Raw genomic sequence first — 25065 nt, forward strand, 5'->3', positions numbered from 1 at the left:
CAGTTACTATTATTTTTTAACCCCTTTAATAGGCCTTGGCAAACAATACCCTTTGAGAGGAAGGTTTACCTGTGACCATACAACTCCCATCTTCTTTCTCTCCATAAAAAGGAATACATCGAATGGTAGACTTGGTTTCTTCTTTAACCCTATCTTCAGTTTCAGAAGTTCCATCCCAATGAGCTGAAACAAATCCGCCTTTTTCCTCAATTACTTTTTTAAACTCATCATACGAATCTACTTCAGTAATGTGAGCCTCTCTATAATCCAATGCCTTTTTATATACATTCTCCTGAATCTCCTCCAACAGGGAAGCAATCTTGTCAACAACATCCTCAACTTTCACGGATTCTTTCTGCAAAGTATCCCGTCGAGCTACTTCGTAGGTGCCATTTTCCAAATCACGTTGCCCTATTGCCAAACGTACCGGTACCCCTTTTAGCTCATATTCGTTAAACTTAAAACCTGGCTTATGGGTATCTCGTTTGTCGTATTTTACCGAAATCCCTTTGGAACTAAGCTCCTTTACTAAAGGTTCTACCTTTTCAGAAATAGCATCCAACTGCTCCAATCCTTTGTAAATAGGAACAATCACTACTTGAATTGGGGCTAATTTCGGCGGAAGCACCAATCCGTTATCATCACTATGGGTCATTACAAGTGCTCCCATCAATCGCGTAGAAACCCCCCAAGATGTAGCCCAAACATATTCTTGCTTTCCTTCTTTGGTGGCAAATTTCACATCGAACGCCTTGGCAAAGTTCTGTCCAAGAAAATGTGATGTGCCAGCCTGTAGGGCCTTTCCATCCTGCATTAGGGCCTCAATGCAATAAGTCTCTTCGGCTCCAGCAAAACGTTCACTTTCCGTTTTGGTCCCTTTAATCACGGGAACACCCATATAGTTTTCCGCAAATTCGGCATACACATGCATCATTTGCTCCGCTTCTTCAAGTGCTTCTTCTTTTGTTGCGTGGGCAGTATGTCCTTCTTGCCATAAAAACTCGGCCGTACGTAAAAAAAGTCGCGTACGCATTTCCCAACGTACCACATTTGCCCATTGATTAATCAACAAAGGTAAATCACGATAGGACTGTATCCATTTTCTGTAGGTATCCCAAATAATGGTCTCAGAAGTTGGTCTGACAATTAATTCTTCCTCCAACTTAGCATCTTCATCAACGATAATACCACTTCCATCCTCAGCATTTTTAAGTCGATAATGGGTTACCACGGCACATTCCTTTGCAAATCCTTCAACATGGCTCGCCTCCTTGCTCAGGTATGATTTTGGTATAAATAGTGGGAAATAGGCGTTTTCATGTCCAGTTTCCTTGAACATTTTATCCAACTGGGCCTGCATTTTTTCCCAAATTGCAAATCCATATGGTTTTATAACCATACAGCCCCTAACACCAGAGCTCTCAGCTAAATCAGCTTTTACTACAAGTTCATTATACCATTTGGAATAATCCTCGCTTCGACTTGTTAATTTTTTACCCATCTACAGTAGTTTGGCACAAAACTTGTGACTTTATCATCAAAAATAGTTGGGCAAAACTAACTATTTTTAGTATGTTCAACAATAAAAATTGCATCATGACAAAGTCTTTACCCCGCCCAAAAACTCAAATCATTGCCATGTTTGTTATGGCAACGCTTCTATTGGCCTCATGCGGTTCGTATCAACAAGCTTCATATTACGATGACGATGGGATTTATTCCAACGGAAATCGTGTTGTGAATGTTGAGAAAAGGTCAGCTGAAGGTGTGCGTATCCAACAGCAAGAAAGTAATCTGTATGGAGATTATTTCGGTCAAAAAGCCGATGAGTATAACGAAATTTTGGAAGACGAAATCTTTACTGATATTGATAGTTATAACAGTGGTGTAGAAAATGATAGCATTCCGTTGGGAGAGCAGACCAATTATTTTGCAAACAACAACACGTATAGCGGAAATCCAGGATGGGGAGATAACCCTACAAGTGTTTCCATCAATGTTTATGACAACAACTGGGGCTGGGGCGGCTACGGTTGGGGATCCCCTTTTTGGGGCTACGGCTACGGATGGGGTGGATACTACGGATGGGGTTGGAACAACCCCTGGAGATGGAACCGTTGGGGCTGGGGCAACTACGGATGGGGCTGGGATCCCTACTGGGGTTACGCCGGAGCAGGTTTTGGCTGGGGCGGTTATTACGGATATGGTTGGAACCGTCCATATAGAGGATATTATGGAAGAGGATACTACGGTAGAGGGTATTCCTATAACCGAGGCAGAAGAGGATATGCAAGTTCCATTCAGGGAACTTCGCTAAGAGGAAGATCTAATTTAACATCAAGATCAAGAGGATATTCGTCAAGATACAGGTCAAGTGGACGTTCCAACGCAAGTAGGAGTTCTGCAGCCAGAAGCACAAGATCCTATCGCAGTGGAACAACGGCCAGAAGATCAGTAAGCGCAGATGCTTTGGCACGAAACAGAAATTACAGATCTAGTAGAAGTACCCGCACCACACCAAATTATAGAGGAACAAGAACGGGCCGTTCTTATGGCACTTCTCCATCCACAAGAAGTAGTGGAACTTATAGAAGAGGTGCAACTTCTGGAAGAAGTTCAACAATATATCGCACGCCGGGAAGAAGTTCTAGAAATTATCAATCCTCTGGCAGAACAGCGCCAAGAAGCAGTAATTACAGAAGATCTACAAGTCCAAGAAGTTCCGGAACCTACAGAAGTGGGTCAAGTGGACGAAACTATAGAAGCTCTGGTGGAAGCTCAAGAAGCTACAGAAGTTCAGGCAGCAGCCGAAGTAGTGGTAGAAGCTATAGCAGAAGCTCTGGCGGAAGCAGTAGCCGTGGAAGTTACAGCAGAAGCTCAAGCGGCAGTAGAAGCTCGGGCGCAGCAAGGTCATCATCAAGAAGTAGCGGCAGAAGGCGCTAACAACATTCATACTGTTTTATTCAAAAAACTAAATCTCTCAAAATGAAAAGGATTTCAACTTTCATCATGATATTGGTATGCACTTTCGCAAGTGCCCAAAACATAAATGACGTTTTACGATACAGTCAGGAGAACATTATAGGAACTGCACGATTTCAAGCCATGGGTGGTGCCTTCGGGGCTCTCGGCGGTGATTTATCGTCATTAAATGTAAACCCAGCCGGCTCTGCAGTTTTCAATTTTAGCCAATTTACCATTTCAGGGTCCAACTACAACAGAAACAACGATGCTCTGTTTGGAAACACCTTTAGAAATAGCGATACCAATACCACAGAGCTGAACCAGGTAGGTGGTGTTTTTGTATTTAAATCAACCGACAACCCGTGGAAAAAGTTGGCGCTATCTTTCAATTACGACCTCGCCAGGAACTTTGACAATGAATTTGCAGTTGCCGGGAACACCACACAAGGTATCGACAACTACTTTTTAAATTTTGCGCAAGGAGAAACCCTCAACAATCTAAGGGTACAACAAGGGGAAAACATTGAGGATGCCTATTTGAATATTGGTGCCGACCTTGGTTTTGGAGCCCAACAGGCTTTTTTGGGGTTCCAGGCTGGAATCATTGAGCCCACCGTTGACGAGGATACAAATACTTCATATTTTTCGAATGCAGAATATACCAGCGTCAACCAAAGATACATTCAAAGCACAACAGGATACAACAGCAAGTTCACGGTAAACGTAGCCGGACAATATCAGGAAAATTTATATCTGGGAGCCTCCCTTAATTTCCATTCAATTTTGTACGATAGACTGACTTTGTTGGATGAAGACGGTTATGATGTAAGTTCACCTGTGCAGTCCACAACATTTGACAACTTTTTACATACAGAAGGGTATGGCTTCTCTTTCAGTTTGGGTGCCATAGCCAAATTGAATGATAATGTTAGGGTTGGCGGTAGCTACCAATCCCCTACCTGGTACGAACTGACCGATGATGTATCGCAACGTATCAATTCAACATTGGCCGTATCCGATATCAATTTTATCGATTTTGGAATTATAAATCTATTTGAGGAGTATCGCATAAAAGTTCCGGCCAAGCTTACTGGTAGTGTAGCGGTTGTTTTTGGTAAAGATGGCTTGTTGAGCTTTGACTACGGTCATCAAGATATGTCCCAGGCAGAATTACGCCCAACAACGGACCCAAATTTTACCTCTGAAAACGATTTTATTGCCAGTGAATTGGGAGTAGTAAACACATATAGGTTAGGTGGCGAACTCCGCATTGAGGAGGTAAGTTTAAGAGGAGGATATAGATACGAGCAAAGCCCCTATGAAAATGGAACTGTTATCGGGGATCTCAATGGATATTCTGGTGGCATCGGGTACAATTTTGGTGGAAGCAGATTGGATTTGGCCTTTAGCCGAGCGGAACAAGATGTGAATACTTTCTTATTTGATGCCGGTATAAACAGCACAGCGATGGTAAATCATATCAATACCAATATCACCTTGGGATATACCTTAAAATTTTAGTTTAGTTAGTATAGTTTTTTAAATTAGCCTGAAGAGGGTCGGATGTGTAATCCGGCCTTTTTTTATCGCACCAATGAAAAGTGTCTTCTAACCGACCTTGCCACCAATACTCCACCATTATCCCTTTCATAATCCAATCGGAACCAATAATCAGATGAGGGTAAATCCCTCCCATTAAAAGTGCCATCCCAGCCAAGAGTAGTACCGTCCAACTGCTTCAGAAGTTTCCCGAAACGGTCAAAAATAAAAATGACCGGATTTGAAAGTGTTTCCACCCCCAGCACATTCCAATTATCGTGGATACCATCACCATTGGGCGTAAAAAACTTGGGATAACCTACCACCAAAAATTCAATGGGCTCTGTGGTTCCGCATCCATTTTTATCATTGATGACAACCGTGTTGATTCCGGGTGGTACATCAAAAAATTGTGGGTCATCCTGAAATTCTCCACCATTTATGGCATATTCATAATCCCCATCACCTAATACTTGAATCTCAATATTATAAGGATCGGTTTGATCACTATTGACCAAATCGTCTATGACCATTACCTGATCCAACTGCGGAATACCATAAAAGGTAATAAGAATTCCGCCATTGTCTATTACCGTTGGAGGAGTGCCTGAAGCCGTGGTAATTTCAACAAAATAACGCCCCGAATTTGGGCTTGCGACCACCAATTCTGCTCCAAAAAGTCCAGTTCCGGGTAAAGTGGCATCAATAATACCGTCATCTTCATAATCCACAGTCCATGTGACACTGGCAATATCCGATCCGGCTGGCGAGTTCAACGCACTCAATACAATATCCGGGTCACCTTCGCATGCAATGATATCCAATCCCAAAAACTCATCTCGAAGCGTACAATCCAACGCAGTGTTCTGATCCGCATCAACCGATGTGCCCGTAAAAGTTAAGGTAAACGGTTCGGGGTCGCCATTAAAGTTGGTATTGTAATTATTGATGAATAAATAGTAAATCTCACCAGCAGTTACATCTAACCATTCATCATATGTATTTTGACTGCCCACAACGAAAGGTGCACCTACTCTACCATCAACTGGATTTACTCCTATACCTGTAAAATTGGTTACGTTTACTTCATAGTTGCAACGAATTGGTTGTGCCGATCCATTACCGACAAGGGTACAGAAATTTTGCCCCGAAGTTTGGTCAAAAGGACCGTAAAGTGCAAAATCCAACTCTGAGGTGACAATTCCACCACTTACGGGAAGTGCCTCAATATCAAAGCCTATTTGCCCATCGGTACCTGCTCTAAAGACATACCAAGAAGTGTTGTTTTCAATATTTGCAGAGGCCACGCTTCCTTTTTCCAAACATCCTGTTTGGGTAATAACCATGGGGTCGAAATCATCAATATCACCACTTCCATCGGTGAGCGACATAATGGGTGCATCTGCACAAACAGGTATTGCCGTCCTACAGTCAGGGGAGTTTTGGGCGCTTGTTGCAAAAGGTATCAGAAATAAACAACATATAGCGCAAAATAGAGCTCTCATAGAATTTGGGGCTAAAGGTTATTCTGTGATAACTTTTATAACTCCCAAAAGGGCTCTTTTAGTATTTTTTAACCGAAAAATTATACAGTTAATCGATAAAATACACTTTGACTATCTTCTCAAAGAAAAATGATTCTGTATATACCTGGCATAAACCCGATTACCATCGTTGTCCAAATACGATAATTTGAACCAGTAATCTGTTGATGGCAGCGGTCTTCCTTGAAAGTTTCCATCCCATCCCGGACTAAATTCGTTTAACTGCGCAATTAGCTTTCCATAGCGATCATAAATGGTAACTATTGGGGAATTCAATGCAGAAAGTCCGTCTATTTGCCAAGATTCATTCAACACATCGCCATTGGGTGAAAAAATAGGTGAGAATCCCACTACCACAATATTCTCTGTAACCTCGCCGCAACCAAAAGCGTCCCTCATGGACACGGTATGCATTCCTCCGGGTACATCATCAAATACATTGCTTGCTTGGTATGCACCATCATTCAAGCGGTATTCAAAGTCTCCCTCCAAATCTGATAAAACTGTAACCCAATTATTCGCCTGAAAATCCTCAATCTCAACATCCGAAATCATCGGCAATTGTGATAGATTAACCTGAACAGTCCTTTCAGTTTCGCAATCAATTCCACCCATCGAATTTGTTACCGTTACGGTATATGCTCCTGCTTGGGTAATATTGATGCTTGGCGTAAGCTCTCCCGTACTCCATGAATAGGTATACGCTGGATTGGGCATGGTCTCACCAATACTAACACCGGTTGAATTTTCACAGATGGTTACCTCTTCAGAAAAAGTGAGCTCCGGAGTTACAATTGCATTGATACTGAAATTTTGAGAGGCATCATAACAATCTGGATTTGTCAGTGAATAAATGCGTACAAAAATATCTTCTGGTCCTGGGTTTTTTGAAAACTGTTTGGGAATCGGATTATTTCCTGAAATGGCATCAGCCTGGGTATGGTGATAACTGACCATGAATGCATCTGGGTCTTGCGCACCCAATGCTTCGCTATCTTTTGTTCCTAAATCAAACGTTGCGGAAACGGTATGGCAAAACAACGCATCGGACACAACATTGCTAGTAGGTATAGCGTTGAAAACAACTTGAACATCACTGATGATGTTCCCTGTAGGCGTTACCACAACCACTCTGTATTGCGCAGTGGCGGTCACATCTAATGTTGGATTTGTTTCACCAGCCATCAGTTGAAAACCGCTTCCAGTATCTTGGTACCACTCGTAAGCCATGGCCCCCGTAGTTGTAGCATCCAAACTGATGATATCTCCATCACAGGCAGCAATGGGAGCGCCCAAAAGATTGTTCACAATAGAACAATCCAAAGCGTCAGTAGGATTGGTTACAAAGATATTTCCGGTAAATTGAACGGAAAAACCTGAATTTACGTTGCTAAAATTATTGATGAACAAATAGTAATCCTCTCCTGCATTTACCTGAAGCCAATCCTCATAATGCACGGAATCTAAATCACCTGTTGGGTCTTCCCCCACCCCGATAAACGATTTATTGTCGCTGTTGTCAAAGAAATTACATCGTACGGGATCACCCAGATTGTTACAGTCACTGGCTCGGTACAACGCAAAATCCCAATCTTCACTGCTATCATGTCCTATATTAAAACCAAGCTCCCCAGCTGCAGAAGTTCGAAATCTGTACCAGACCGAATTGGATTCGATGGAACCAGAGGTCGTCTGTTCCAAGCATCCGCTAGAGGTAGCACCGTTAAAGTCATCAATACCAAAACCATTGGAACCACCATTAACAGGCGTATTTGCACAAATAGGTATGGCATTCCCGCAATCGGGAGATACCTGTGAAAAGGTCACTTGACTACAAAGAGTCAATATTAGGGTTGCTGCGACTAATCTCACCATAAACTATTGTAGGTTTGGGCATTATAAAAGTAATCCAGCCTTTTCCTTAACAATAATTTATGTTGTCAAAGTATCCATACCAGATGTTAAATAGTGCATTAATGTATATCTTTGCATCCTTGAAGAAACAGCAATGAAACTAGAGCAAGCTTTGGAAGAACAGTATGAGGAAAGAGGTGACGACCACGTTGGCTCTTCTACGGAAACCCCGATGCGAGATGATGCTTTTGTATTGAGTGATGATGATAAGATAGAAAGAATACAAAGCAGTGTTCGGGAAATTATGTTGACACTGGGTCTTGACCTAGATGATGACAGTTTGAACGGCACCCCTAAAAGAGTGGCCAAAATGTTCGTAAATGAGATTTTTGGTGGCTTGCATCCCAAACGCAAACCAAAACCCTCAACATTTAAGAATAAATACAAATATGGCGAGATGCTGGTTGAAAAGAACATTACGGTGTATTCAACCTGCGAACATCACCTATTGCCCATTGTTGGAAAAGCGCATATTGCCTACATTTCAGGAGGAACCGTAATTGGTCTTTCCAAAATGAACCGGATTGTTGACTATTATGCCAAACGCCCGCAGGTTCAAGAGCGATTGAACATTCAAATTGTCAAGGAACTTCAAAAAGCATTGGGCACCGAGGACGTGGCTTGCGTAATTGACGCAAAACACCTTTGTGTGAATTCCAGGGGAATCCGTGATGTGGAAAGCAGTACGGTGACCGCTGAGTATGGCGGCAAATTCAAGGACGAAGCCGTAAGAAGAGAGTTTTTGGACTACATCAACCTAGATACTGAGTTTTAATCTGAAGTTTTTCAATGCAACTTTACAAAAACCAAACCCTACGAGTACACAATTCACTTACTGGTAAAAAAGAGGTTTTTAAACCCATAAACGAAGGCCATATCGGCATGTATGTCTGCGGACCTACGGTGTATAGTAATGTTCACCTTGGAAATTGCCGAACATTCATGTCCTTTGATATGATCTTCCGTTATTTCAAGCATTTGGGGTACAAAGTTCGCTATGTTCGCAACATTACCGATGCGGGCCATTTGGAAAACGATGCTGATGAAGGGGAAGACAAAATCGCCAAGAAAGCAAAGTTGGAGCAGATTGAACCCATGGAAGTGGTTCAGCGCTATACGGTTGACTTTCATGAAACCCTGCAAAAATTCAACTTTTTACCACCAAGCATTGAACCAACTGCTACGGGCCATATCATTGAGCAAATTGAAATCATAAAGGAAATCATTGATAAAGGTTTTGCCTATGAAGTCAATGGCTCCATATATTTTGATGTTCCAAAATTCAATGAAAGCCATGAGTATGGCAAGCTCAGTGGAAGAAAGTTGGAAGATATGATCGCCAACACCCGGGAGCTCACCGCCCAAGATGAAAAAAGAAGCCCTCAAGATTTTGCACTTTGGAAAAAAGCCGAGGCACAACACATTATGCGATGGCCTTCTCCATGGGGAGATGGTTTTCCAGGATGGCATTTGGAGTGTACCGCCATGAGCACAAAATATTTGGGAGAGACTTTTGACATACATGGAGGTGGAATGGATTTGAAATTTCCACACCACGAATGTGAAATAGCCCAGTCTGAAGCAAGTACTGGAAAATCCCCCGTAAAATATTGGATGCACGCCAATATGTTGACCTTGAACGGCAAGAAGATGTCAAAATCCACAGGAAACAATATTTATCCGTCAGAAATGTTCAGTGGCGAAAATGACATCATGAGCAAGGCATACTCCCCTGCCGTAGTCCGATTTTTTATGATGCAGGCCCATTACACAAGTATTTTGGATTTGAGTGATGATGCGCTGCAAGCCTCAGAAAAGGGGTATAATCGACTTATCGATGCCATGGAATGCATGGAATCTTTAAAAACAGGAGCAACGTCTGATTTCGACTATAAAACATGGCAACAAAAGTGTTACGATGCCATGAACGATGATTTCAACACCCCTATTCTAATTGCACATCTTTTTGATGGCGTAAAACGCATCAATCTGATAAAGGAGGGCAAAGAAACCATCTCCAAAGAAGATAAGTCACTACTTCAATCCACCTTAAACACTTTTGTGTACGATATTTTGGGTATTGAAAATCAAAAGGCGACCAAAAATGATATCAGTGCACTAAGCGGCGTTATGGAATTGTTGATTGAGTTGCGCAATGAGGCCCGAGCCAATAAAGACTTTGCCACTTCGGATAAGATCAGAGATCAACTCACCGCTTTGGGGATCCAACTCAAAGATGGTAAAGAAGGAACGACCTTCAGTATTAATTAATTGCACAAAAACCATATGGAATCGGAAGGAATTACATTTAAAAAAATCCTTATCGCTCCTTTCGTACTATTGGTCAAACTCTATCAGCTTTTAATTTCACCCTTAACTCCAGCTACATGCCGTTATTCGCCCACCTGTTCCGCTTACACAATGGAAGCTTTAAAAAAACATGGTCTTTTTAAAGGGGGGTGGTTGTCTTTAAAACGAATCTTCAGCTGTCACCCATGGGGCGGCAAAGGGTACGATCCAGTTCCTTAATAAGTTCAAATCCAAAATTTAAATTGAAGTTCAGTTGAGTTTTATTTTTAGGAACAGTGTTAAAAATTTATTCTGAAATCTAACATCTAAAAACGAAGCGCTCTAGTATCTATTAATTATATTAGACCAAAATTTTACCTGATGTATTTCTTAGGCTTTAATTGGAATCCCGACGGCACCTTGTTTAAATTGGGATTCATTCAAATCAAATATTATAACCTACTTTGGATTGCTGCATTTGTGGTAGGCTGGTACATTATCAAGCGTATCTTTTTGAACGAAAAAAAGACCATGCAACAGGTGGATTCCCTATTCATTCATGGAATAGTTTCCATTATGTTGGGAGCTCGTTTAGGACATGTTATTTTTTACGACTGGGACTATTACAAGGATCATTTGATAGAAATTCTTTTGCCCATACGCGAAAGTGCCAACGGGTCGCTTTTTGGGTTTATAAATGGATATGAATTTACCGGATTTACCGGATTGGCAAGCCACGGAGCTACAATAGCCGCCATCATCGGGGTTTGGCTGTATTGCAGAAAATGGAAGGATATCAATATGCTTTGGTTGCTAGATCGCATGGTAATACCTTCGGCAATTGGAGCCAGTTTTGTTCGATTGGGGAATTTTTTTAATTCCGAAATCAATGGGAAGATCGTGGACAAATCTTTTGCCCTCGCTGTTCGTTTTATACGGGATTCGGATGATATGCCCGCGTACAAAGCCATACGTGAAACCCAAGAAAAAACAGCTAGTGCGGCTTACAAAGCCATTGAGAACAATCCAGAATTTGCACCACTGTTAGAGTCCATTCCGTATAGACATCCAGCGCAATTGTACGAAGCAATATGCTATCTCATACTTTTTGCAATACTATACCAGCTCTACTGGAAAACCAACAAAAAAGATAAAACAGGTTATTTCTTTGGCCTTTTCATGGTGGGCCTATGGACCGTGCGCTTCTTTGTAGAATATTTTAAAAAGAGCCAGGGCGGATTTGAAGAATCACTCGGATTACTCTCAACAGGCCAATGGCTCAGTATCCCGATGATTCTAGTTGGTCTTTATTTTATGTTCAGACCTTCTCCCCAAAAACAATAAACAATTACAATGGGCAATTACCAATTGACAATGTTCAAATATATCAAGCTAGGTGCTTTTTTTGGTTTTATTTCTATAATGATCTTAAGCTGTAAGACTGAATCAAAAAAAGAAATCAAAACGGAAAGTATCAAATTCACCAAAGAAGGAGATTTGACCATTTCATCGGTTGAAAAAGATTCAACCTTAGCCAATTTTCAGATAGAAATTGCCGAAACCGAATATGAGACCCAGACCGGGTTAATGTATCGTGACAGTATGGAGGAAGACCAGGGAATGCTTTTTGTTTTTGATGATATCGCCATGCACTCGTTCTACATGAAAAACACTGAAATTCCTTTGGACATCATTTATATCGATGAAAACCTTAAGATTGTCAGTTTTCAAAAAAATGCCAAGCCTTTTGATGAGACAGGTTTGTCTTCGGGTGTACCCGTGCAGTATGTTTTGGAAATCAATGCCGGTCTTTCCGATAAACTGGGTCTATCAGTTGGTGATAGTATTTCCTACAATAAACTATAATGCCCGATTATTTATTAGAAAACCAATCCACGGAACGCTTACTTTTCCGAAAAATCCGACCTTCGGACTTCGATGCTTGGCTTCCTTTTTATCATGATCCAAAATCGACTGAGTTCTGGGAAGGATTACCTTCTGACCCCGTTGAAGCGTGTAAAATTCAATTTGATCGTATTTTTGAACGGTATGAGGAAGGTTCCGGTGGCATGAACGCGCTTATCTTAAAAAAAACCGGACAATTGGTTGGTATTTGCGGTCTTTTGGTTCAAACAGTAGATGGTATTGAAGAATTGGAAATTGGGTATTCCGTTCTACCAGAATTCTGGCAACAAGGTTTTGCCTTCGAGGCAGCTCAAAAATGCAAAACTTTTGCTTTTGAGAACAACTTTGCCCCTTCCTTAATTTCCATAATTCATGTGGACAATATCCCTTCACAAAAAGTAGCTTTAAAAAATGGGATGTATTTGGACAAGACTACCACTTATAAAGACAATCCTGTGCATATTTTTAGGGTAGATCAAGGATAATCTTATTTTTGAAATCAACAGTAGTTGTTGCCCAATGAAACCAGCCAAACATTACGCAATACTGATCAACAATAAATCCCAGACCCGAAATTTGGTCTCCGATATCCTTAAAGGAATTCCGGTGCCAGGATTTGAAAGTCTTGAAAGCACTTCGGGCTTGCTTTTCTCTCGTTCAGAAATTGAACGGTTCATGGATGATGAGGAACGGCATGACATGAAAATAATCACCAGGGAATCTTCACAATCCCTAAAATCGATGAGCAGTGGGGAACAGAAAAAGGCATTGCTCAATTATCTATTGGAACAAAGTCCCGATTTTTTGGTTTTGGTCAACCCATACGACAATTTGGATATTGCCACCCAGGCCTACCTCAAGGAAAAATTGGTCTCCACTTCAAAAAAAATTCCTTTGATTCAAGTGGTAAGCAGATTGGAAGATATTCTACCCATTACCACAGATTTTTTTCGACTGGCAAAGGATAAGCTTCTCTCCTATTCCAATCAAAAAGCATTTTGGGAAGAAAACAAACGAAAAATAAGTCGGTTTACAGAAACTATTCCCCCTCCTCTTGAACCTATAATTGTCAAAGGCACTGAGCTTGTTAATTTTAAAAACGTATCCGTAAGTTTTGATGGACGACAGGTGTTGGACAATATCAACTGGACCATTAAAAAAGGTGAGTTTTGGCAACTCATCGGACCCAATGGCAGTGGCAAAACCACCATGCTCTCCATGATTACAGGTGACAGCCATAAAGGTTATGGACAGAACCTGACACTGTTTGGGCAAAAAAAAGGCAGTGGTGAAAGTGTTTGGGACTTAAAGGAAAAAATTGGTTATTTCACCCCTGCCATGACCGACAAGTTCAACGGATACCACACCTTGGAAAATATGGTGATCTCAGGTATTTATGATTCCATTGGACTTTACAAGAAAGCTTCGGATCAAGCTAGGCATTTGGCCACTTTATGGGTCAAGCTTTTGCATTTGGTGGGTAAAAAAAACAAGCAATTTTTAAACCTCACTCCTGGTGAAAAAAGGTTGGTCATGACTGCAAGAGCCATGATCAAGCATCCACCATTACTCATTTTGGATGAGCCCACTGCTGGGCTAGATGATGAAAACGCGGCCCTATTTGTTTCCTTGGTCAATAAAATTGCACAGGAAAGTGACACCACCATTGTATTTGTTTCGCACAGAAAAGAAATTGGATTGGACCCTCAATTTGATTACATTTTGGAGATGAAACCCACAGGATCTATTGGCAAAGCAACATTACATGGAGATACTTAGGGCAACTCCTTCAGATACAACCATTATTGCCCTTTTGGCAAGAATAACTTTCACGGAAACTTTTGGACATTATTTCCGAGACAAACTTGATTTGGAAAATTATCTGAACAAAACCTTTAACGTGCATAAATTACAAAGCAGCCTTGCCAAGCCCAACAATGCATATTGGTTGGCAAAAATTGACGGTCTACCCGTAGGTTATGCCAAACTGAAACTGAATTCCCCTTCGCCATTTGTAATAGGGCCAGATGTCTGCCAACTCCAAAAGATCTATGTACTTAAAGATTTTCTGTCCAAGAGAGTTGGGTTAGCGCTTCAAGATGCGCTTCTGGAAGAAGCTAAAAGGGAAGCTTCAAAAATTTGGCTCTCTGTTCTCAAGGAAAATGAACGCGCGGTTCGATTTTATGAGAAAAACGGATTTAAAAAGGTGGGAGATCACGATTTCCAAATAGGCAATGAACATTTTAAGTTTCAAGCCATGACCAAATCCCTACTGTAGCATAAAACTTCAAATACGCTTATCTTTATAATTCCTTCCCTAAAAGGAAAATCAAAGACAAAACTATGGCCAAAACCACCTTGGATTTTTCGCAAAAAGACTACGAAGCCCTATTGAACAGGAGCAGTGAGCTTGTCTTAAGACAATTTGAAAACATCAATCAACAAAAAGGGTATCACGATCATCCACAGGCCGAAGTGGAACATTGGTTTAATGAAGAACTGCCCGAGGATGGAATGGACACCTTCAAATTATTGGACGAAGTTGAAAAGAAGGTATTGAACACGGCAACCGGTAATCTTGGCCCTAACATGTACGCTTATGTTATGTCAGGAGGCAACCAGATTTCTATTATTGCGGAAAAATTGGCCACTACCATAAATCAAAATCAAACCAAATGGCATTTGGGGCCAGCCATGAACGAAATTGAGAAACGCGTCCTAAAGTGGACAGCAAAAATGTTGGGATTCACACCTGATGCTGGCGGTGTTCTGGTTAGTGGAGGGTCTGCGGCCAATCTCACTGGACTCACCGTAGGCAGAAATATTTTCTTTGAGAAAGAAGGCATTCGTGAAAAAGGGCTTTTTGGTCAGGCGCCCTTCGTAGTTTATGCTTCCGAAGAAGTACATAACTGTGTTGACAAAAGTGTAGAATTGTTAGGTATTGGGAGCAATCATTTAAGAAAAATAAAGACCAATGACACATTTCAGATTGCTTTGGGTTCTTTGGAAAAGGAAATAAAACAAGATATCGCCAATGGGCTAAAACCATTTTGCATTATTGGAAATGCAGGTACAGTAAATACCGGCGCCATTGATGATCTTGATGCTCTGGCCAACCTCGCAGAAAAGTATGGGTTATGGTATCATGTGGACGGGGCCTACGGTGCCCTGGCGGCAGTACTGGATACTTTGAAACCAGAGTACAAGGGAATGGAACGGGCAGATTCCATCGCCCTTGATTTTCATAAATGGCTATACCAGCCCTTTGAAGCTGGTTGTACCCTGGTAAGAAATTGGGATAACCTTAGAAGAACATATTACAAAAAAGCTGCCTATTTGGATACAGAACTTGCTGATGACGGCAACCGATTGGAGTTTAATGAACATTATTTTCAGTTATCACGAAATGCCAAGGCATTCAAAGTTTGGATGAGTATAAAAGCGTATGGTATGAAACGATTTAGGGCCATGATTCAAAAAGACATTGATCTTACCCAATATCTTAATGGGCAAGTCCTTGCTTCAGAGGATTTTGAATTGGTGGCAGATTCAAAACTGGCCGTTTCTTGTTTTCGATATATTGGAAATATGAAATCAAAGGAGGAAATTTTGGAGTTCAACCAGAAATTAATGCCCGAATTGGAAAAAGATGGAAGAGTATTTATCATGGGTACGAAACTTAAAGGAGATTACGCCATCAGGGCTTGCTTGATCAATCATAGAAAGACAACCAAAACCATTGATTATTTATTGGATGTAATTCGTGATGTTGCAAAGAAAGTTGAAACAAAATCATACGAAATGAAACACTAATGGATAGGGATTTAATTTTAAATATCTACGACGAATTAGTCGCACAAAACCCAAACTTTGAACGCAAGGGAAAAACCATGCCCTATACTTCGGCAAATGGATATATGTTTTCCTTGATCAACAAGGATAATGAGTTGGGCATTCGACTTTCAAAGGAAGCTACTTTAGAGTTTGACAAAGTTATCGGGGCAAAACCTTTTAGATCACATGGGGCCACCGTGCGGGAATACGTTTTGATTCCTGAATCTTTACTGACCGATTCTGAAACACTAGGGGTTTATCTGCAAAAAGGATTTGAATATGTAATGTCACTGCCTCCAAAATAAAAAAAGCCACTCTCTCGAGTGGCTTTTTAATATCCAAATCTTGTTGATACTATTCTTTGGAAGAAGAAATCTTCTTTCTCAAAGCATCAAACATTATAGGTGTTGCAATAAACACGGAGGAATAGGTACCTACCATTACCCCCACTATCATAGCAAACATAAATCCACGTAAACTTTCACCACCAAAAACAAAGATGGCCAAAAGTACAATCAAGGTAGTTAATGAAGTATTTAAGGTACGACTTAAAGTACTATTCAACGCCTGGTTAATGTTCTCCCCATTTTTCCACCCTTTTAGGTTTACAATTTCACGAATTCGGTCAAAAACTACCACAGTATCGTTCAAAGAGTAACCAATTACGGTCAATATCGCAGCAATAAATGCTTGGTCAATTTCCATATTAAATGGCATAATACTTCCTGTCAATGAGAAGATTCCCAATACAATCATCACATCATGGAATACAGCTATTACTGCACCCAAGGAGAATTGCCATCTTCTAAATCGTAATAAAATGTATAGGAAAACAACCGCCAACGACCCAATAATGGCTAAAAACGCATTGTTCTTAATATCATCTGCTATCGTTGGTCCGACTTTTACCGATTGTAATATTCCGATTGATTTTTCGGAAGCACCAACGGTAAAATCTTCAAAAGAAGTGCCATCTGGCAAGTATTTCTGAAGTGAAGTATATAGTTTATCCTGAATTTCGTTATCTACTTCAATACCTTCAACATCCACTTTGTATGGAGTAGTTACTTTTATTTGATTGGCCTCACCAAATGTTTTCACATTGGTTCCACTGCCAAATACAGTATTCAATTCAGAAGCTATTTCTGATGGATTTACCGCTTTCTCAAAACGGATTTGATATGATCTACCCCCAACAAAGTCGACACCTTGTTGCAAACCAGTAGTAGCCAATGAGAAAATACCAACTCCAACTAAAATAAGGGAAACTATGTAAGCTATTTTACGTTTGCCCAAGAAGTTGATGCTCATATTGGTGAACAAATTCTTCGTGAGTCCTGTTGAGAAATCCAAACTTCTTCCTTTCTTGGCCACATACCAATCCACCAACAAACGGGTGATAAAGATTGCAGTGAACAAAGAAGTAACAATACCAATTAAAAGAGTTGTCGCAAATCCTTTGATCGGACCTGAACCAAAAATAAAAAGGATAATCGCGGTAAGTCCAGTGGTAATATTCGCATCTAAAATGGAAGATAGTGCATTGCTGAAACCGTCGGCCACAGCTTGCGCCTTTCCTTTACCACGGGCAAGCTCTTCTTTAATACGTTCAAATATCAACACATTGGCATCTACTGACATACCAATTGTTAATACAATACCTGCGATACCAGGCAGTGTCAATACTGCCCCTAAGCTTGTAAGCACTCCAAAAATCAAAAGGATATTCAATACCAAAGCGATATCGGCAAAGATTCCCGCCTTTCCATAGTAGAAAACCATCCAAACCAAAACAAAGGCCATGGCGATCAAGAAGGACATAAAACCACTATCAATAGCTTCTTGCCCTAAAGAGGGACCTACAACCTCAGATTGAATAATCTCCGCTGAAGCAGGAAGTTTACCAGCTCTTAATACGTTGGCAATATCCTTTGTTTCATTTACAGTAAATGTTCCCGTGATTTCGGAACGTCCACCCGAAATAGGTCCAGAAGAAACTCCAGGTGCAGTATACACTTTGTTATCCAACACAATGGCGATACCGGTTTGGTTGTTGAAGGCATCACCTGTCAACTTTTCCCATTCCTTTGCCCCTCGGGTATTCATTGTCATGCTTACCGCTGGCTTGTTGTATTGGTCAAAGGTATCTTGGGCGTCGGAAACAACATCTCCACTGATTCTAGGGGTATTGTCCCGATTTGATTTTAATGCAAAAAGTTCAGCAATCTCAGAATCTTTAGCTGGTCTCTCCCATAAGAATTTGGTAAACTGAATATCGTTAGGCAACAATCTTTTGATCTCCCTCATCCTTAAATAGCCACCTATTTCAGCAGTATCGGAAACCAATACTCTAGCAATAGCATGGCTGCCAGGATTGGCAGGAATCAATTTGCTTAATAATGGATTTACTTGAGGGGTCAAATCCAATGAATCTTGGGCAACATCGGAAAGCAAGGAGTCAATTTCAGATTCTGGCTTTGATACTTCCTCTTCTTCCTCTACAGGTTCCAATATATCTTTTAATCTTTCATTGGCGCTTACAAAGAAAGCTCCCAAGCTTTGGTTATTTTGGGAATATGTTTCCCAAAACTCCAACTGGGCAGTACTTGACAACAGCTCTTGAGCTCTTGCAATATCCCTTGCTCCTGGTAACTCTACCAAAATACGTCCTGAATTTCCTTCTCTTTGGATGTTGGGCTGCGTGACCCCAAAACCATCGATACGTTCTCGAAGTACCTCAAATGCTGAGACAATAGACTCGTCAATCTTTCTTCGGATAACAGGTTTTACCTCATCATCGGTCATTTGAAAGTTGACCACATCGCTCAAACCTTTGTTGGCGAATATATCGGGTGAAGCCAATTTGGCATCTCCCTTAATATTGTCAAACGCCTCAAGGAACAACTCTAAATAGGTATTGTCGCTATTTTTGGAGGCATTGTCCGCATCCGCTAAAGCTTTATTGAAAATCGGGTTCTTGGTATTGTTTGCGAGACCTTTCAAGATATCTTTTACAGAAATCTGAAGAGTAACATTGATACCTCCTTTAAGGTCCAATCCCTTGTTCAGTTCTTTTTTCTTTGCGTCATCATAGCTGGTATATCCCAAAACTGGATTGGCGCCGATGGAGTCCAAATATGATGCTTCTAAAGCCTCACGCTTTGCTACATAATCCTCTTCAGCTTCCGAAATTTGGTTAACTGCATAGGTTTCAGCGTCTGTTTCCAACTTGCTTGCAATGAAAGTGTAGGAAAGTTGATAGATGCTCACCAGACCAAAAAGAAGCGCAAAAAGCTTTATAAGTCCTTTATTTTGCATTGATTATTAAATTTTTAGAAGTTTTTATAAACAGCGTGCAAATATATCATTTCCGACAAGATTTGCCAATAGAAATTGATGGAATTGCAAATGGAATGTAGCTCCGCCTCGATTTAAACAAAAATGTCATTTCGAGCACAGCGAGAAATCCACAGAAGAGATTTCTCATCCTACGGATTCGAAATGACATTTGATTATCTATTTTTTAGACCTTACAATTGAAGTAATCCATTGGTCTTTTTAACGCCTTCGGCGCTTTCTTGCATTTTGGCTTTTTCGGCATCGCTCAAATCGATTTCAACAATCTTTTCAATACCATTTCTTCCCAAAAGAACAGGAACTCCGATGCAGATGTCATCTAGTCCATATTCTCCTTCCAACAAGGTAGAACATGGGAACATTTTCTTCTGGTCACATGCGATGGCCTGAACCAATCCAGACACCGCAGCTCCAGGAGCGTACCAAGCACTTGTGCCCAACAATTTGGTCAAGGTAGCACCACCAACTTTGGTCTCTTGAACCACCCAGTCCATTTTATTTTCGGAAAGAAATTCAGAGACTTTAACGCTATTTCTTGTAGCATGGCCAATCAATGGCACCATCCCTTTGTCACTATGTCCACCGATTACCATTCCATCAACATCGGAAATTGGAGCTTCAAGGGCTTCCGCCAATCGGTATTTAAAACGGGCACTATCCAAAGCTCCACCCATCCCAATAATTCTGTGTTTTGGCAAACCTGTGGTCTTGTGCACTAAATAGGTCATGGTGTCCATGGGGTTGCTCACCACAATTAAAATTGCATTGGGGGAGTGTTCCAAAAGACTTGCAGAAACAGTTTTTACAATTCCAGCGTTGATTCCAATAAGTTCCTCACGGGTCATACCCGGTTTACGTGGAATACCAGATGTGATCACAGCAATGTCGCTACCGGCAGTTTTGGAGTAATCGCTTGTGCTTCCGGTGATTTTGGTATCAAAACCATTCAAGGAAGCGGTTTGCATCAAATCCATTGCCTTTCCTTCGGCATATCCTTCTTTAATATCCAACAAAACAACTTCGGACGCAAAATTTTTCATTGCAATATACTCGGCACAGCTTGCCCCTACTGCACCTGCTCCAACTACGGTAACTTTCATTTTTATCTGTTTTTATTTTAATCCGTCAAAAATAAGGCATTTAGGTTAGAAAAAACCTGACTTTTGTCCATTTTAGCCTATAGGCTTTTTCTGACACAACTATCGGTAAAATAGTTGTTATGTTAACAAAGCATGCAGTTCAACGAAGAAATCAACTGAGAATGTGTCATACGTCGAATTAGCCACAATACATCTTCATCCATTGGCGTTCTATTAGTCCCAAATTTATGATTAACCTACTTAGACATGAAAAAGCTTTTTTCATTGCTGTCCATTATTTGCATCATTGCGGTAAGCAACTGTAGCAGCATTCCTGAAAACAATGACCCCATTTTAGGCACTTGGGTCAAAAATTCTTCTAGTTCTGATGCGAGCTCCAACAAAAGCTCAACCACTCGAGAAGAATGGATATTCAACGACGTATATTTAGGAAGATATCAATCCTACACCAATTCCGATCTTACATATTACACCGATTTTAGATGGTCTGAAGAAAATGGAAAATATTCCATTACTTTCGGAGACGAACAAGTTTCGGATGTAATTGTAAGTTTACAAGAAAGCAATGACCCTGAGATCCTAGCCCTGGATAATGGTTCTGTCTTCGCCACCAGGGAATAATAGTGGAAGACACACTTATGAAAATAGTAGGCCCCAACGATTGTTGAGGCCTACTTTATTTTTCTAGGTCTCGACTGCTCCTTCGACAAGCTCAGGATGACAGCTCGACCTGACAATTTTATCTAAATCCGAAATTTATACCAAAGGTTAAGGTGCTGAATTCTGCTATGTTGTAGTCTGCATTAATACGGAAGAAACCAAGCTTCAGTTTCGTTCCAATGTTTGCGGAAGCTCCACTTACCTTATTACTGATCAAAAATGGGTCGACATAGGTTATGGTATTTCCGCCAACTGCTGCAACGTCATAAGTGCCCAGAATGTTGGTGTCAGCCTTTCCTGTAATATAATTTAAACCACCATAAAAATTAATCACCGGCAATCGAGTCGATACCACGGCGGCAAAATTCCAAGAACTGAACTTAGCGTCTATGCGCTGGTTTTCTCCTGAAATAACCCCAGTATTAGTAAAATCATATTCTCCGCTAAGATTGGTGTATCCGATTACCGCAGATATCGCCACCGGAAGTAATTTGTCTGCTGGAAGATGCTTTGTAAAGTCATGCTGTATTCCTACCCCATAAAGTCCTATGGAAACATCATCAGTATTAATTTTTGGCAAAAATCTAGCTTTCAACTCTGTGCCCTTGATCAAGCCAACACTGGCTTGGATATATCCCGAAGGGATAAAGTTCAAATCTTCAGAAGATAAGCCGGAAGGAAGTTCAAACGAGGTACTCACCTGCTGACCTTCAATGGTGGCATTAATTGCAACATCCACACCTTCAATATCCCCTAGTGCTGTTGCTACCTCTCTAGAGCTACTCCCATCCACAAAAGTCAAATTTTCGTAGTCTGCCGTGTTCAAGGTAAAGGACTTCTTATCCGATTTGTTTTTAAAACCAGTAATATTTCCGACAATTGATATTTCAAATCCAGCCAAGGGTTTGGCGTCGGCAGAATTATACCATCCATTTGAAATACTGTAAACACCCGCTTCGGTAACCGGTGCCAACCAAGAAGTGGTGAACTGTTCCGCATCATTTAGACCAGCAGCCAAAAGTTCATTTAAATTGGATTGTGCCATTCCAAATGAAAAACTGCATATTGCTAGTAAAAGGCTTATTCTCTTCATTTTGTAAAATTTTTCCTAAAACTAACAAACTCCCCATGCTGCAACCAGTTTTTGTTGTGAAACGCTGTTATCTATATATTTAACAGCTACTCTTTGTGGACAATTGGCCTCTCATTTCCCCTATTTAATGTATTATTTGGTACGCTTCATTTGCATAGTTTTGTTATCCGTCGAACAAGCGTTTGGGGTAAGCTATTCTTTTTGCGGTTAAAAGTGGGAATATTTACTTTCATCAGAAATCATAGAACCATGCAAAAACCCCATATTCATCAATCCCTATTCATAGTCATCTTATTTATTGGTTTTTTTAATACATGGGCACAAAAACGCCAGGGAAACATTGTTGAATACTTTGGCAAGGAAAAGGTAGAGAAGGTAAGTGAAGGAAAAACAATCCATGTATTCAAAGATGCGCTTTATCTCACTTCCAAAAGAAGCGCATTGAACTCCATCTCATTTCCAACAGATAAGGTTTTTAAAGACTTTCTAATGAACGATAAAACTGTTGTCGAAGGAGAAATAGGAAGTATTGACGATTCGGGTGAGGCACATCGTTGGACCAAAATTGAAGTTGATGGAACAAGTACTTTCAACAACCCAGTACTAAGAGGTTCTTATGTTTACCTTAGTTATAGGTCGCCTAATGCTAAAACTGTACTTTTTGAAGCCTCGGGCCACACCCAAGCCATTATCAATGGATATCCACATGAAGGTGATTATTATGATTTTGGATACAGCCTAATCCCGGTAAAACTGAAAAAAGGAAACAATGTTTTTGTGCTTAAGGCTGGAAGATTCTCTAGAGTGCGAGCACGTCTAATTCAATCTAAATCTCCGGTTATCTTTACCACAAGGGATATGACACTGCCCGACTTATTGGTTGGGGAAAACATCACTTACAATGGCGCTATTCGGATAGTAAATAGTTCCAATAATTGGGTAAAAGATCATAAAATCCAATTAACACATAAAGGAAAAGAATCGAGCACAATTGTTCCTTCCATTCCTCCGATGAGTGTTAGAAAAGTAGGTTTTAATATTCCTGCAATCCCGTCAAATTCTGAAATTTCAGATTCAAAACTGAGTTTGACCTTGCAAAACGCGTCAAATACTGCTCTTGATACCCAGGACGTTGCCATCCAGATAAAATCCAAATACAATAAGCACAAACGCACCTTTATTAGTCAGATTGATAACAGTGTCCAGTATTTCAGTGTTGCTCCTTCGTCTACCCATGATTTGGAAAACGGAGCGCTGTTTTTATCCGTTCATGGCGCATCGGTAGAAGCCGTAAATCAAGCCAATGCGTATAAGCAAAAGGATTGGGGCCATATTGTTGCACCTACCAATCGAAGACCTTTCGGTTTTGCGTGGGAAGATTGGGGTCGATTGGATGCTTTGGAGGTTCTTTCCGAGGGAAAACGAATATACCAACCCGATGCTCAAAAAATATACCTTACAGGACACTCAATGGGCGGACATGGCACTTGGTATCTTGGAGCCACATATCCCGACAAATTTGCAGCAATCGCACCCTGTGCCGGTTATCCTGATCTTTTGGGGTATCGCGATAGTTTTGTTAAACGGGCGCTCCAAGCAAGCGAAGCAGAGCTTAAACGCTGGGGAATTACTCCTGAGCGATTGAAGGAAATGCAGAAAAAACCTCAGCTTACGGATATGGATCATATGATCCTACGTGCTGGAAATCCCAGTCGTACCTTAAAATTAAAACGAAATTATCTGCAACATGGCATTTATGTCCTCCATGGCGAAAAAGATAATGTCGTGCCTACGTTTATTGCCCGGGAAATGCGTGAGGTTTTGGGCAAATTTCATCCGGATTTTACGTATTATGAATATCCAGGTGGTACGCATTGGTATGGTGACCATAGCATGGATTGGCCCCCAATTTTTGAGCTTTTCAAAAACAGAACCATCCCAAAAGATTCAGTAATCAACAACATGGAATTCTATACCGCATCTCCTGGGGTATCGGCCAAATCGCATTTTATCACAATACATCAACAAGAAAAGCCATTTGAAATCAGCTCTGTTGATTTTTCCAAAGAAAATGGAGCGGTATTAACCACGGACAATGTAGCGGTAATTGGATTGGATTTGGAAGCCATGAGTCTAAAATCTGACACTTTACATATAGACGGAATCCGTTTTCAAGTGCCATCCAAAGGAGTTGCATATTATAAAAAAACCGGAAATGAATGGCAACGAACAGCTAAACCATCATTAAAAGAGAAAGGACCACACCGAAATGGTGGGTTTAAGGATGCGTTCCGCAACCAAATGGTCTTTGTGTATGCTACACAGGGAAACAATATTGAAAACGATTGGTATTACAATAAAGCCCGCTTGGATGCAGAAACATTTTACTATCGGGCCAACGGATCGGTTGAACTCATTCCGGATGTGGAGTTCAATCTCAAAAACTACAAGGATAGAAATGTGGTTATCTACGGAAATAAAACCAACAATGCTGCCTGGAAAAAACTATTAAAGAATTTTCCAGTGCAAGTGGAAGACAACCGAGCCATGGTCGATGGCAAAGAAATAAGAGGCAGCCAATGGGGATTATATTTTATTGCTCCACGGGAGGATAGTGATAAGGCCAGCATTGGAGTGATAACCGCTACGGGGCTTCAAGGCATGAAAGCCATCTACAGTAATCATTATCTGCTGAACGGTACTTCCTATCCAGATTTGCTGCTTTTTAGCGATGACATTATGGAATATGGAACGGATGCAGTTAAATGCGCCGGATTCTTCGGCAACGATTGGTCCTTCGAAAAGGGGGATTTCCAATGGAAGTGATTTTGGTATAGTAGTTTGATTTTAAAATCGTACCATATGA

The 25065-nt window shown here is 40.8% G+C and carries 20 protein-coding genes; 14 read left to right on the forward strand and 6 right to left on the reverse strand.

The window, feature by feature from the left end:
- Window positions 1–25: 25 nt before the first annotated feature.
- A complete protein-coding gene (gene proS / locus ACULLG_RS15730) occupies window positions 26–1501 on the reverse strand; it encodes a proline--tRNA ligase (protein WP_452127750.1) in 1476 nt (491 codons plus the stop codon).
- A gap of 95 nt (window positions 1502–1596) precedes the next feature.
- Between proS and ACULLG_RS15735 the strand changes: the two genes are divergently transcribed.
- On the forward strand, window positions 1597–2943 hold the full coding sequence (locus ACULLG_RS15735; protein ID WP_452127751.1) for a hypothetical protein: 1347 nt from the start codon (window positions 1597–1599) through the stop codon (window positions 2941–2943).
- A gap of 42 nt (window positions 2944–2985) precedes the next feature.
- Window positions 2986–4485 (forward strand): OmpP1/FadL family transporter, encoded by a 1500-nt coding sequence (locus ACULLG_RS15740; RefSeq protein ID WP_452127752.1) that lies wholly within the window; start codon window positions 2986–2988, stop codon window positions 4483–4485.
- A 62-nt stretch (window positions 4486–4547) separates the two neighbouring features.
- Here the strand turns inward: ACULLG_RS15740 and ACULLG_RS15745 are convergent, their stop codons facing one another.
- The gene (locus ACULLG_RS15745; RefSeq protein ID WP_452127753.1) at window positions 4548–5894 is read right to left on the reverse strand and encodes a T9SS type B sorting domain-containing protein; all 1347 of its coding nucleotides are present in this window, start codon (window positions 5892–5894) and stop codon (window positions 4548–4550) included.
- Window positions 5895–6119: 225 nt separating this feature from the next.
- On the reverse strand, window positions 6120–7922 hold the full coding sequence (locus ACULLG_RS15750) for a T9SS type B sorting domain-containing protein (protein ID WP_452127754.1): 1803 nt from the start codon (window positions 7920–7922) through the stop codon (window positions 6120–6122).
- Window positions 7923–8055: 133 nt separating this feature from the next.
- Here ACULLG_RS15750 and folE point away from each other — a divergent pair, with 133 nt between their 5' ends.
- The 10 genes from folE (at window position 8056) to ACULLG_RS15800 (ending at window position 16294) form a co-directional block, all read left to right on the forward strand.
- A complete protein-coding gene (gene folE, locus ACULLG_RS15755) occupies window positions 8056–8736 on the forward strand; it encodes a GTP cyclohydrolase I FolE (protein WP_452127755.1) in 681 nt (226 codons plus the stop codon).
- Between the two features lie 14 nt (window positions 8737–8750).
- Window positions 8751–10232, forward strand: a complete 1482-nt coding sequence (gene cysS, locus ACULLG_RS15760; protein ID WP_452127756.1) for a cysteine--tRNA ligase — start codon at window positions 8751–8753, stop codon at window positions 10230–10232.
- Between the two features lie 15 nt (window positions 10233–10247).
- Window positions 10248–10490, forward strand: a complete 243-nt coding sequence (gene yidD / locus ACULLG_RS15765; RefSeq protein WP_452127757.1) for a membrane protein insertion efficiency factor YidD — start codon at window positions 10248–10250, stop codon at window positions 10488–10490.
- Between the two features lie 141 nt (window positions 10491–10631).
- Window positions 10632–11594, forward strand: a complete 963-nt coding sequence (lgt, locus tag ACULLG_RS15770) for a prolipoprotein diacylglyceryl transferase (RefSeq protein ID WP_452127758.1) — start codon at window positions 10632–10634, stop codon at window positions 11592–11594.
- A 9-nt stretch (window positions 11595–11603) separates the two neighbouring features.
- Window positions 11604–12116, forward strand: coding sequence for a DUF192 domain-containing protein (locus ACULLG_RS15775; protein WP_452127759.1), 513 nt, complete (start codon window positions 11604–11606; stop codon window positions 12114–12116).
- Window positions 12116–12640: a GNAT family N-acetyltransferase gene (locus ACULLG_RS15780; protein WP_452127760.1), complete on the forward strand. Its 525-nt coding sequence runs from the start codon at window positions 12116–12118 to the stop codon at window positions 12638–12640. Before ACULLG_RS15775 ends, ACULLG_RS15780 begins: the two co-directional genes overlap by 1 nt.
- A 34-nt stretch (window positions 12641–12674) precedes the next feature.
- On the forward strand, window positions 12675–13934 hold the full coding sequence (locus ACULLG_RS15785; RefSeq protein ID WP_452127761.1) for an ABC transporter ATP-binding protein: 1260 nt from the start codon (window positions 12675–12677) through the stop codon (window positions 13932–13934).
- Window positions 13921–14433: an N-acetyltransferase family protein gene (locus ACULLG_RS15790; RefSeq protein WP_452127762.1), complete on the forward strand. Its 513-nt coding sequence runs from the start codon at window positions 13921–13923 to the stop codon at window positions 14431–14433. The genes ACULLG_RS15785 and ACULLG_RS15790 overlap by 14 nt, the downstream gene beginning before the upstream one ends.
- Window positions 14434–14498: 65 nt before the next feature.
- Entirely contained in the window at window positions 14499–15968 is a 1470-nt protein-coding gene (locus tag ACULLG_RS15795) for a pyridoxal phosphate-dependent decarboxylase family protein (RefSeq protein ID WP_452127763.1), read from the forward strand.
- Window positions 15968–16294 (forward strand): hypothetical protein, encoded by a 327-nt coding sequence (locus tag ACULLG_RS15800; protein WP_452127764.1) that lies wholly within the window; start codon window positions 15968–15970, stop codon window positions 16292–16294. Before ACULLG_RS15795 ends, ACULLG_RS15800 begins: the two co-directional genes overlap by 1 nt.
- Window positions 16295–16343: 49 nt before the next feature.
- On the opposite strand, the gene secDF is transcribed toward ACULLG_RS15800, so the two are convergent.
- Window positions 16344–19307 (reverse strand): protein translocase subunit SecDF, encoded by a 2964-nt coding sequence (gene secDF / locus ACULLG_RS15805; RefSeq protein WP_452127765.1) that lies wholly within the window; start codon window positions 19305–19307, stop codon window positions 16344–16346.
- Between the two features lie 212 nt (window positions 19308–19519).
- Window positions 19520–20446 (reverse strand): malate dehydrogenase, encoded by a 927-nt coding sequence (gene mdh, locus ACULLG_RS15810; protein WP_452127766.1) that lies wholly within the window; start codon window positions 20444–20446, stop codon window positions 19520–19522.
- 246 nt (window positions 20447–20692) lie between these two features.
- Between mdh and ACULLG_RS15815 the strand changes: the two genes are divergently transcribed.
- Window positions 20693–21067 carry a hypothetical protein gene (locus ACULLG_RS15815; RefSeq protein ID WP_452127767.1) on the forward strand — a complete coding sequence of 125 codons (375 nt, stop codon included), beginning with the start codon at window positions 20693–20695 and terminating at the stop codon, window positions 21065–21067.
- Window positions 21068–21185: 118 nt separating this feature from the next.
- Here the strand turns inward: ACULLG_RS15815 and ACULLG_RS15820 are convergent, their stop codons facing one another.
- Window positions 21186–22199, reverse strand: coding sequence for a DUF6588 family protein (locus ACULLG_RS15820; RefSeq protein ID WP_452127768.1), 1014 nt, complete (start codon window positions 22197–22199; stop codon window positions 21186–21188).
- A 249-nt stretch (window positions 22200–22448) separates the two neighbouring features.
- Here ACULLG_RS15820 and ACULLG_RS15825 point away from each other — a divergent pair, with 249 nt between their 5' ends.
- Entirely contained in the window at window positions 22449–25025 is a 2577-nt protein-coding gene (locus ACULLG_RS15825; protein ID WP_452127769.1) for a carboxylesterase family protein, read from the forward strand.
- The last annotated feature ends 40 nt before the right edge of the window (window positions 25026–25065 follow it).

The sequence above is a fragment of the Flagellimonas sp. 2504JD1-5 genome (assembly GCF_053618295.1).

What these genes read in the sequence shown, in the direction of transcription:
- proS (WP_452127750.1), bottom strand. Translation starts at nt 1,501, where the DNA reads ATGGGTAAAAAATTAACAAGTCGAAGCGAGGATTATTCCAAATGGTAT.
- ACULLG_RS15735 (WP_452127751.1), top strand. Translation starts at nt 1,597, where the DNA reads ATGACAAAGTCTTTACCCCGCCCAAAAACTCAAATCATTGCCATGTTT.
- ACULLG_RS15740 (WP_452127752.1), top strand. Translation starts at nt 2,986, where the DNA reads ATGAAAAGGATTTCAACTTTCATCATGATATTGGTATGCACTTTCGCA.
- ACULLG_RS15745 (WP_452127753.1), bottom strand. Translation starts at nt 5,894, where the DNA reads ATGTCGCTCACCGATGGAAGTGGTGATATTGATGATTTCGACCCCATG.
- ACULLG_RS15750 (WP_452127754.1), bottom strand. Translation starts at nt 7,922, where the DNA reads ATGGTGAGATTAGTCGCAGCAACCCTAATATTGACTCTTTGTAGTCAA.
- folE (WP_452127755.1), top strand. Translation starts at nt 8,056, where the DNA reads ATGAAACTAGAGCAAGCTTTGGAAGAACAGTATGAGGAAAGAGGTGAC.
- cysS (WP_452127756.1), top strand. Translation starts at nt 8,751, where the DNA reads ATGCAACTTTACAAAAACCAAACCCTACGAGTACACAATTCACTTACT.
- yidD (WP_452127757.1), top strand. Translation starts at nt 10,248, where the DNA reads ATGGAATCGGAAGGAATTACATTTAAAAAAATCCTTATCGCTCCTTTC.
- lgt (WP_452127758.1), top strand. Translation starts at nt 10,632, where the DNA reads ATGTATTTCTTAGGCTTTAATTGGAATCCCGACGGCACCTTGTTTAAA.
- ACULLG_RS15775 (WP_452127759.1), top strand. Translation starts at nt 11,604, where the DNA reads ATGGGCAATTACCAATTGACAATGTTCAAATATATCAAGCTAGGTGCT.
- ACULLG_RS15780 (WP_452127760.1), top strand. Translation starts at nt 12,116, where the DNA reads ATGCCCGATTATTTATTAGAAAACCAATCCACGGAACGCTTACTTTTC.
- ACULLG_RS15785 (WP_452127761.1), top strand. Translation starts at nt 12,675, where the DNA reads ATGAAACCAGCCAAACATTACGCAATACTGATCAACAATAAATCCCAG.
- ACULLG_RS15790 (WP_452127762.1), top strand. Translation starts at nt 13,921, where the DNA reads ATGGAGATACTTAGGGCAACTCCTTCAGATACAACCATTATTGCCCTT.
- ACULLG_RS15795 (WP_452127763.1), top strand. Translation starts at nt 14,499, where the DNA reads ATGGCCAAAACCACCTTGGATTTTTCGCAAAAAGACTACGAAGCCCTA.
- ACULLG_RS15800 (WP_452127764.1), top strand. Translation starts at nt 15,968, where the DNA reads ATGGATAGGGATTTAATTTTAAATATCTACGACGAATTAGTCGCACAA.
- secDF (WP_452127765.1), bottom strand. Translation starts at nt 19,307, where the DNA reads ATGCAAAATAAAGGACTTATAAAGCTTTTTGCGCTTCTTTTTGGTCTG.
- mdh (WP_452127766.1), bottom strand. Translation starts at nt 20,446, where the DNA reads ATGAAAGTTACCGTAGTTGGAGCAGGTGCAGTAGGGGCAAGCTGTGCC.
- ACULLG_RS15815 (WP_452127767.1), top strand. Translation starts at nt 20,693, where the DNA reads ATGAAAAAGCTTTTTTCATTGCTGTCCATTATTTGCATCATTGCGGTA.
- ACULLG_RS15820 (WP_452127768.1), bottom strand. Translation starts at nt 22,199, where the DNA reads ATGAAGAGAATAAGCCTTTTACTAGCAATATGCAGTTTTTCATTTGGA.
- ACULLG_RS15825 (WP_452127769.1), top strand. Translation starts at nt 22,449, where the DNA reads ATGCAAAAACCCCATATTCATCAATCCCTATTCATAGTCATCTTATTT.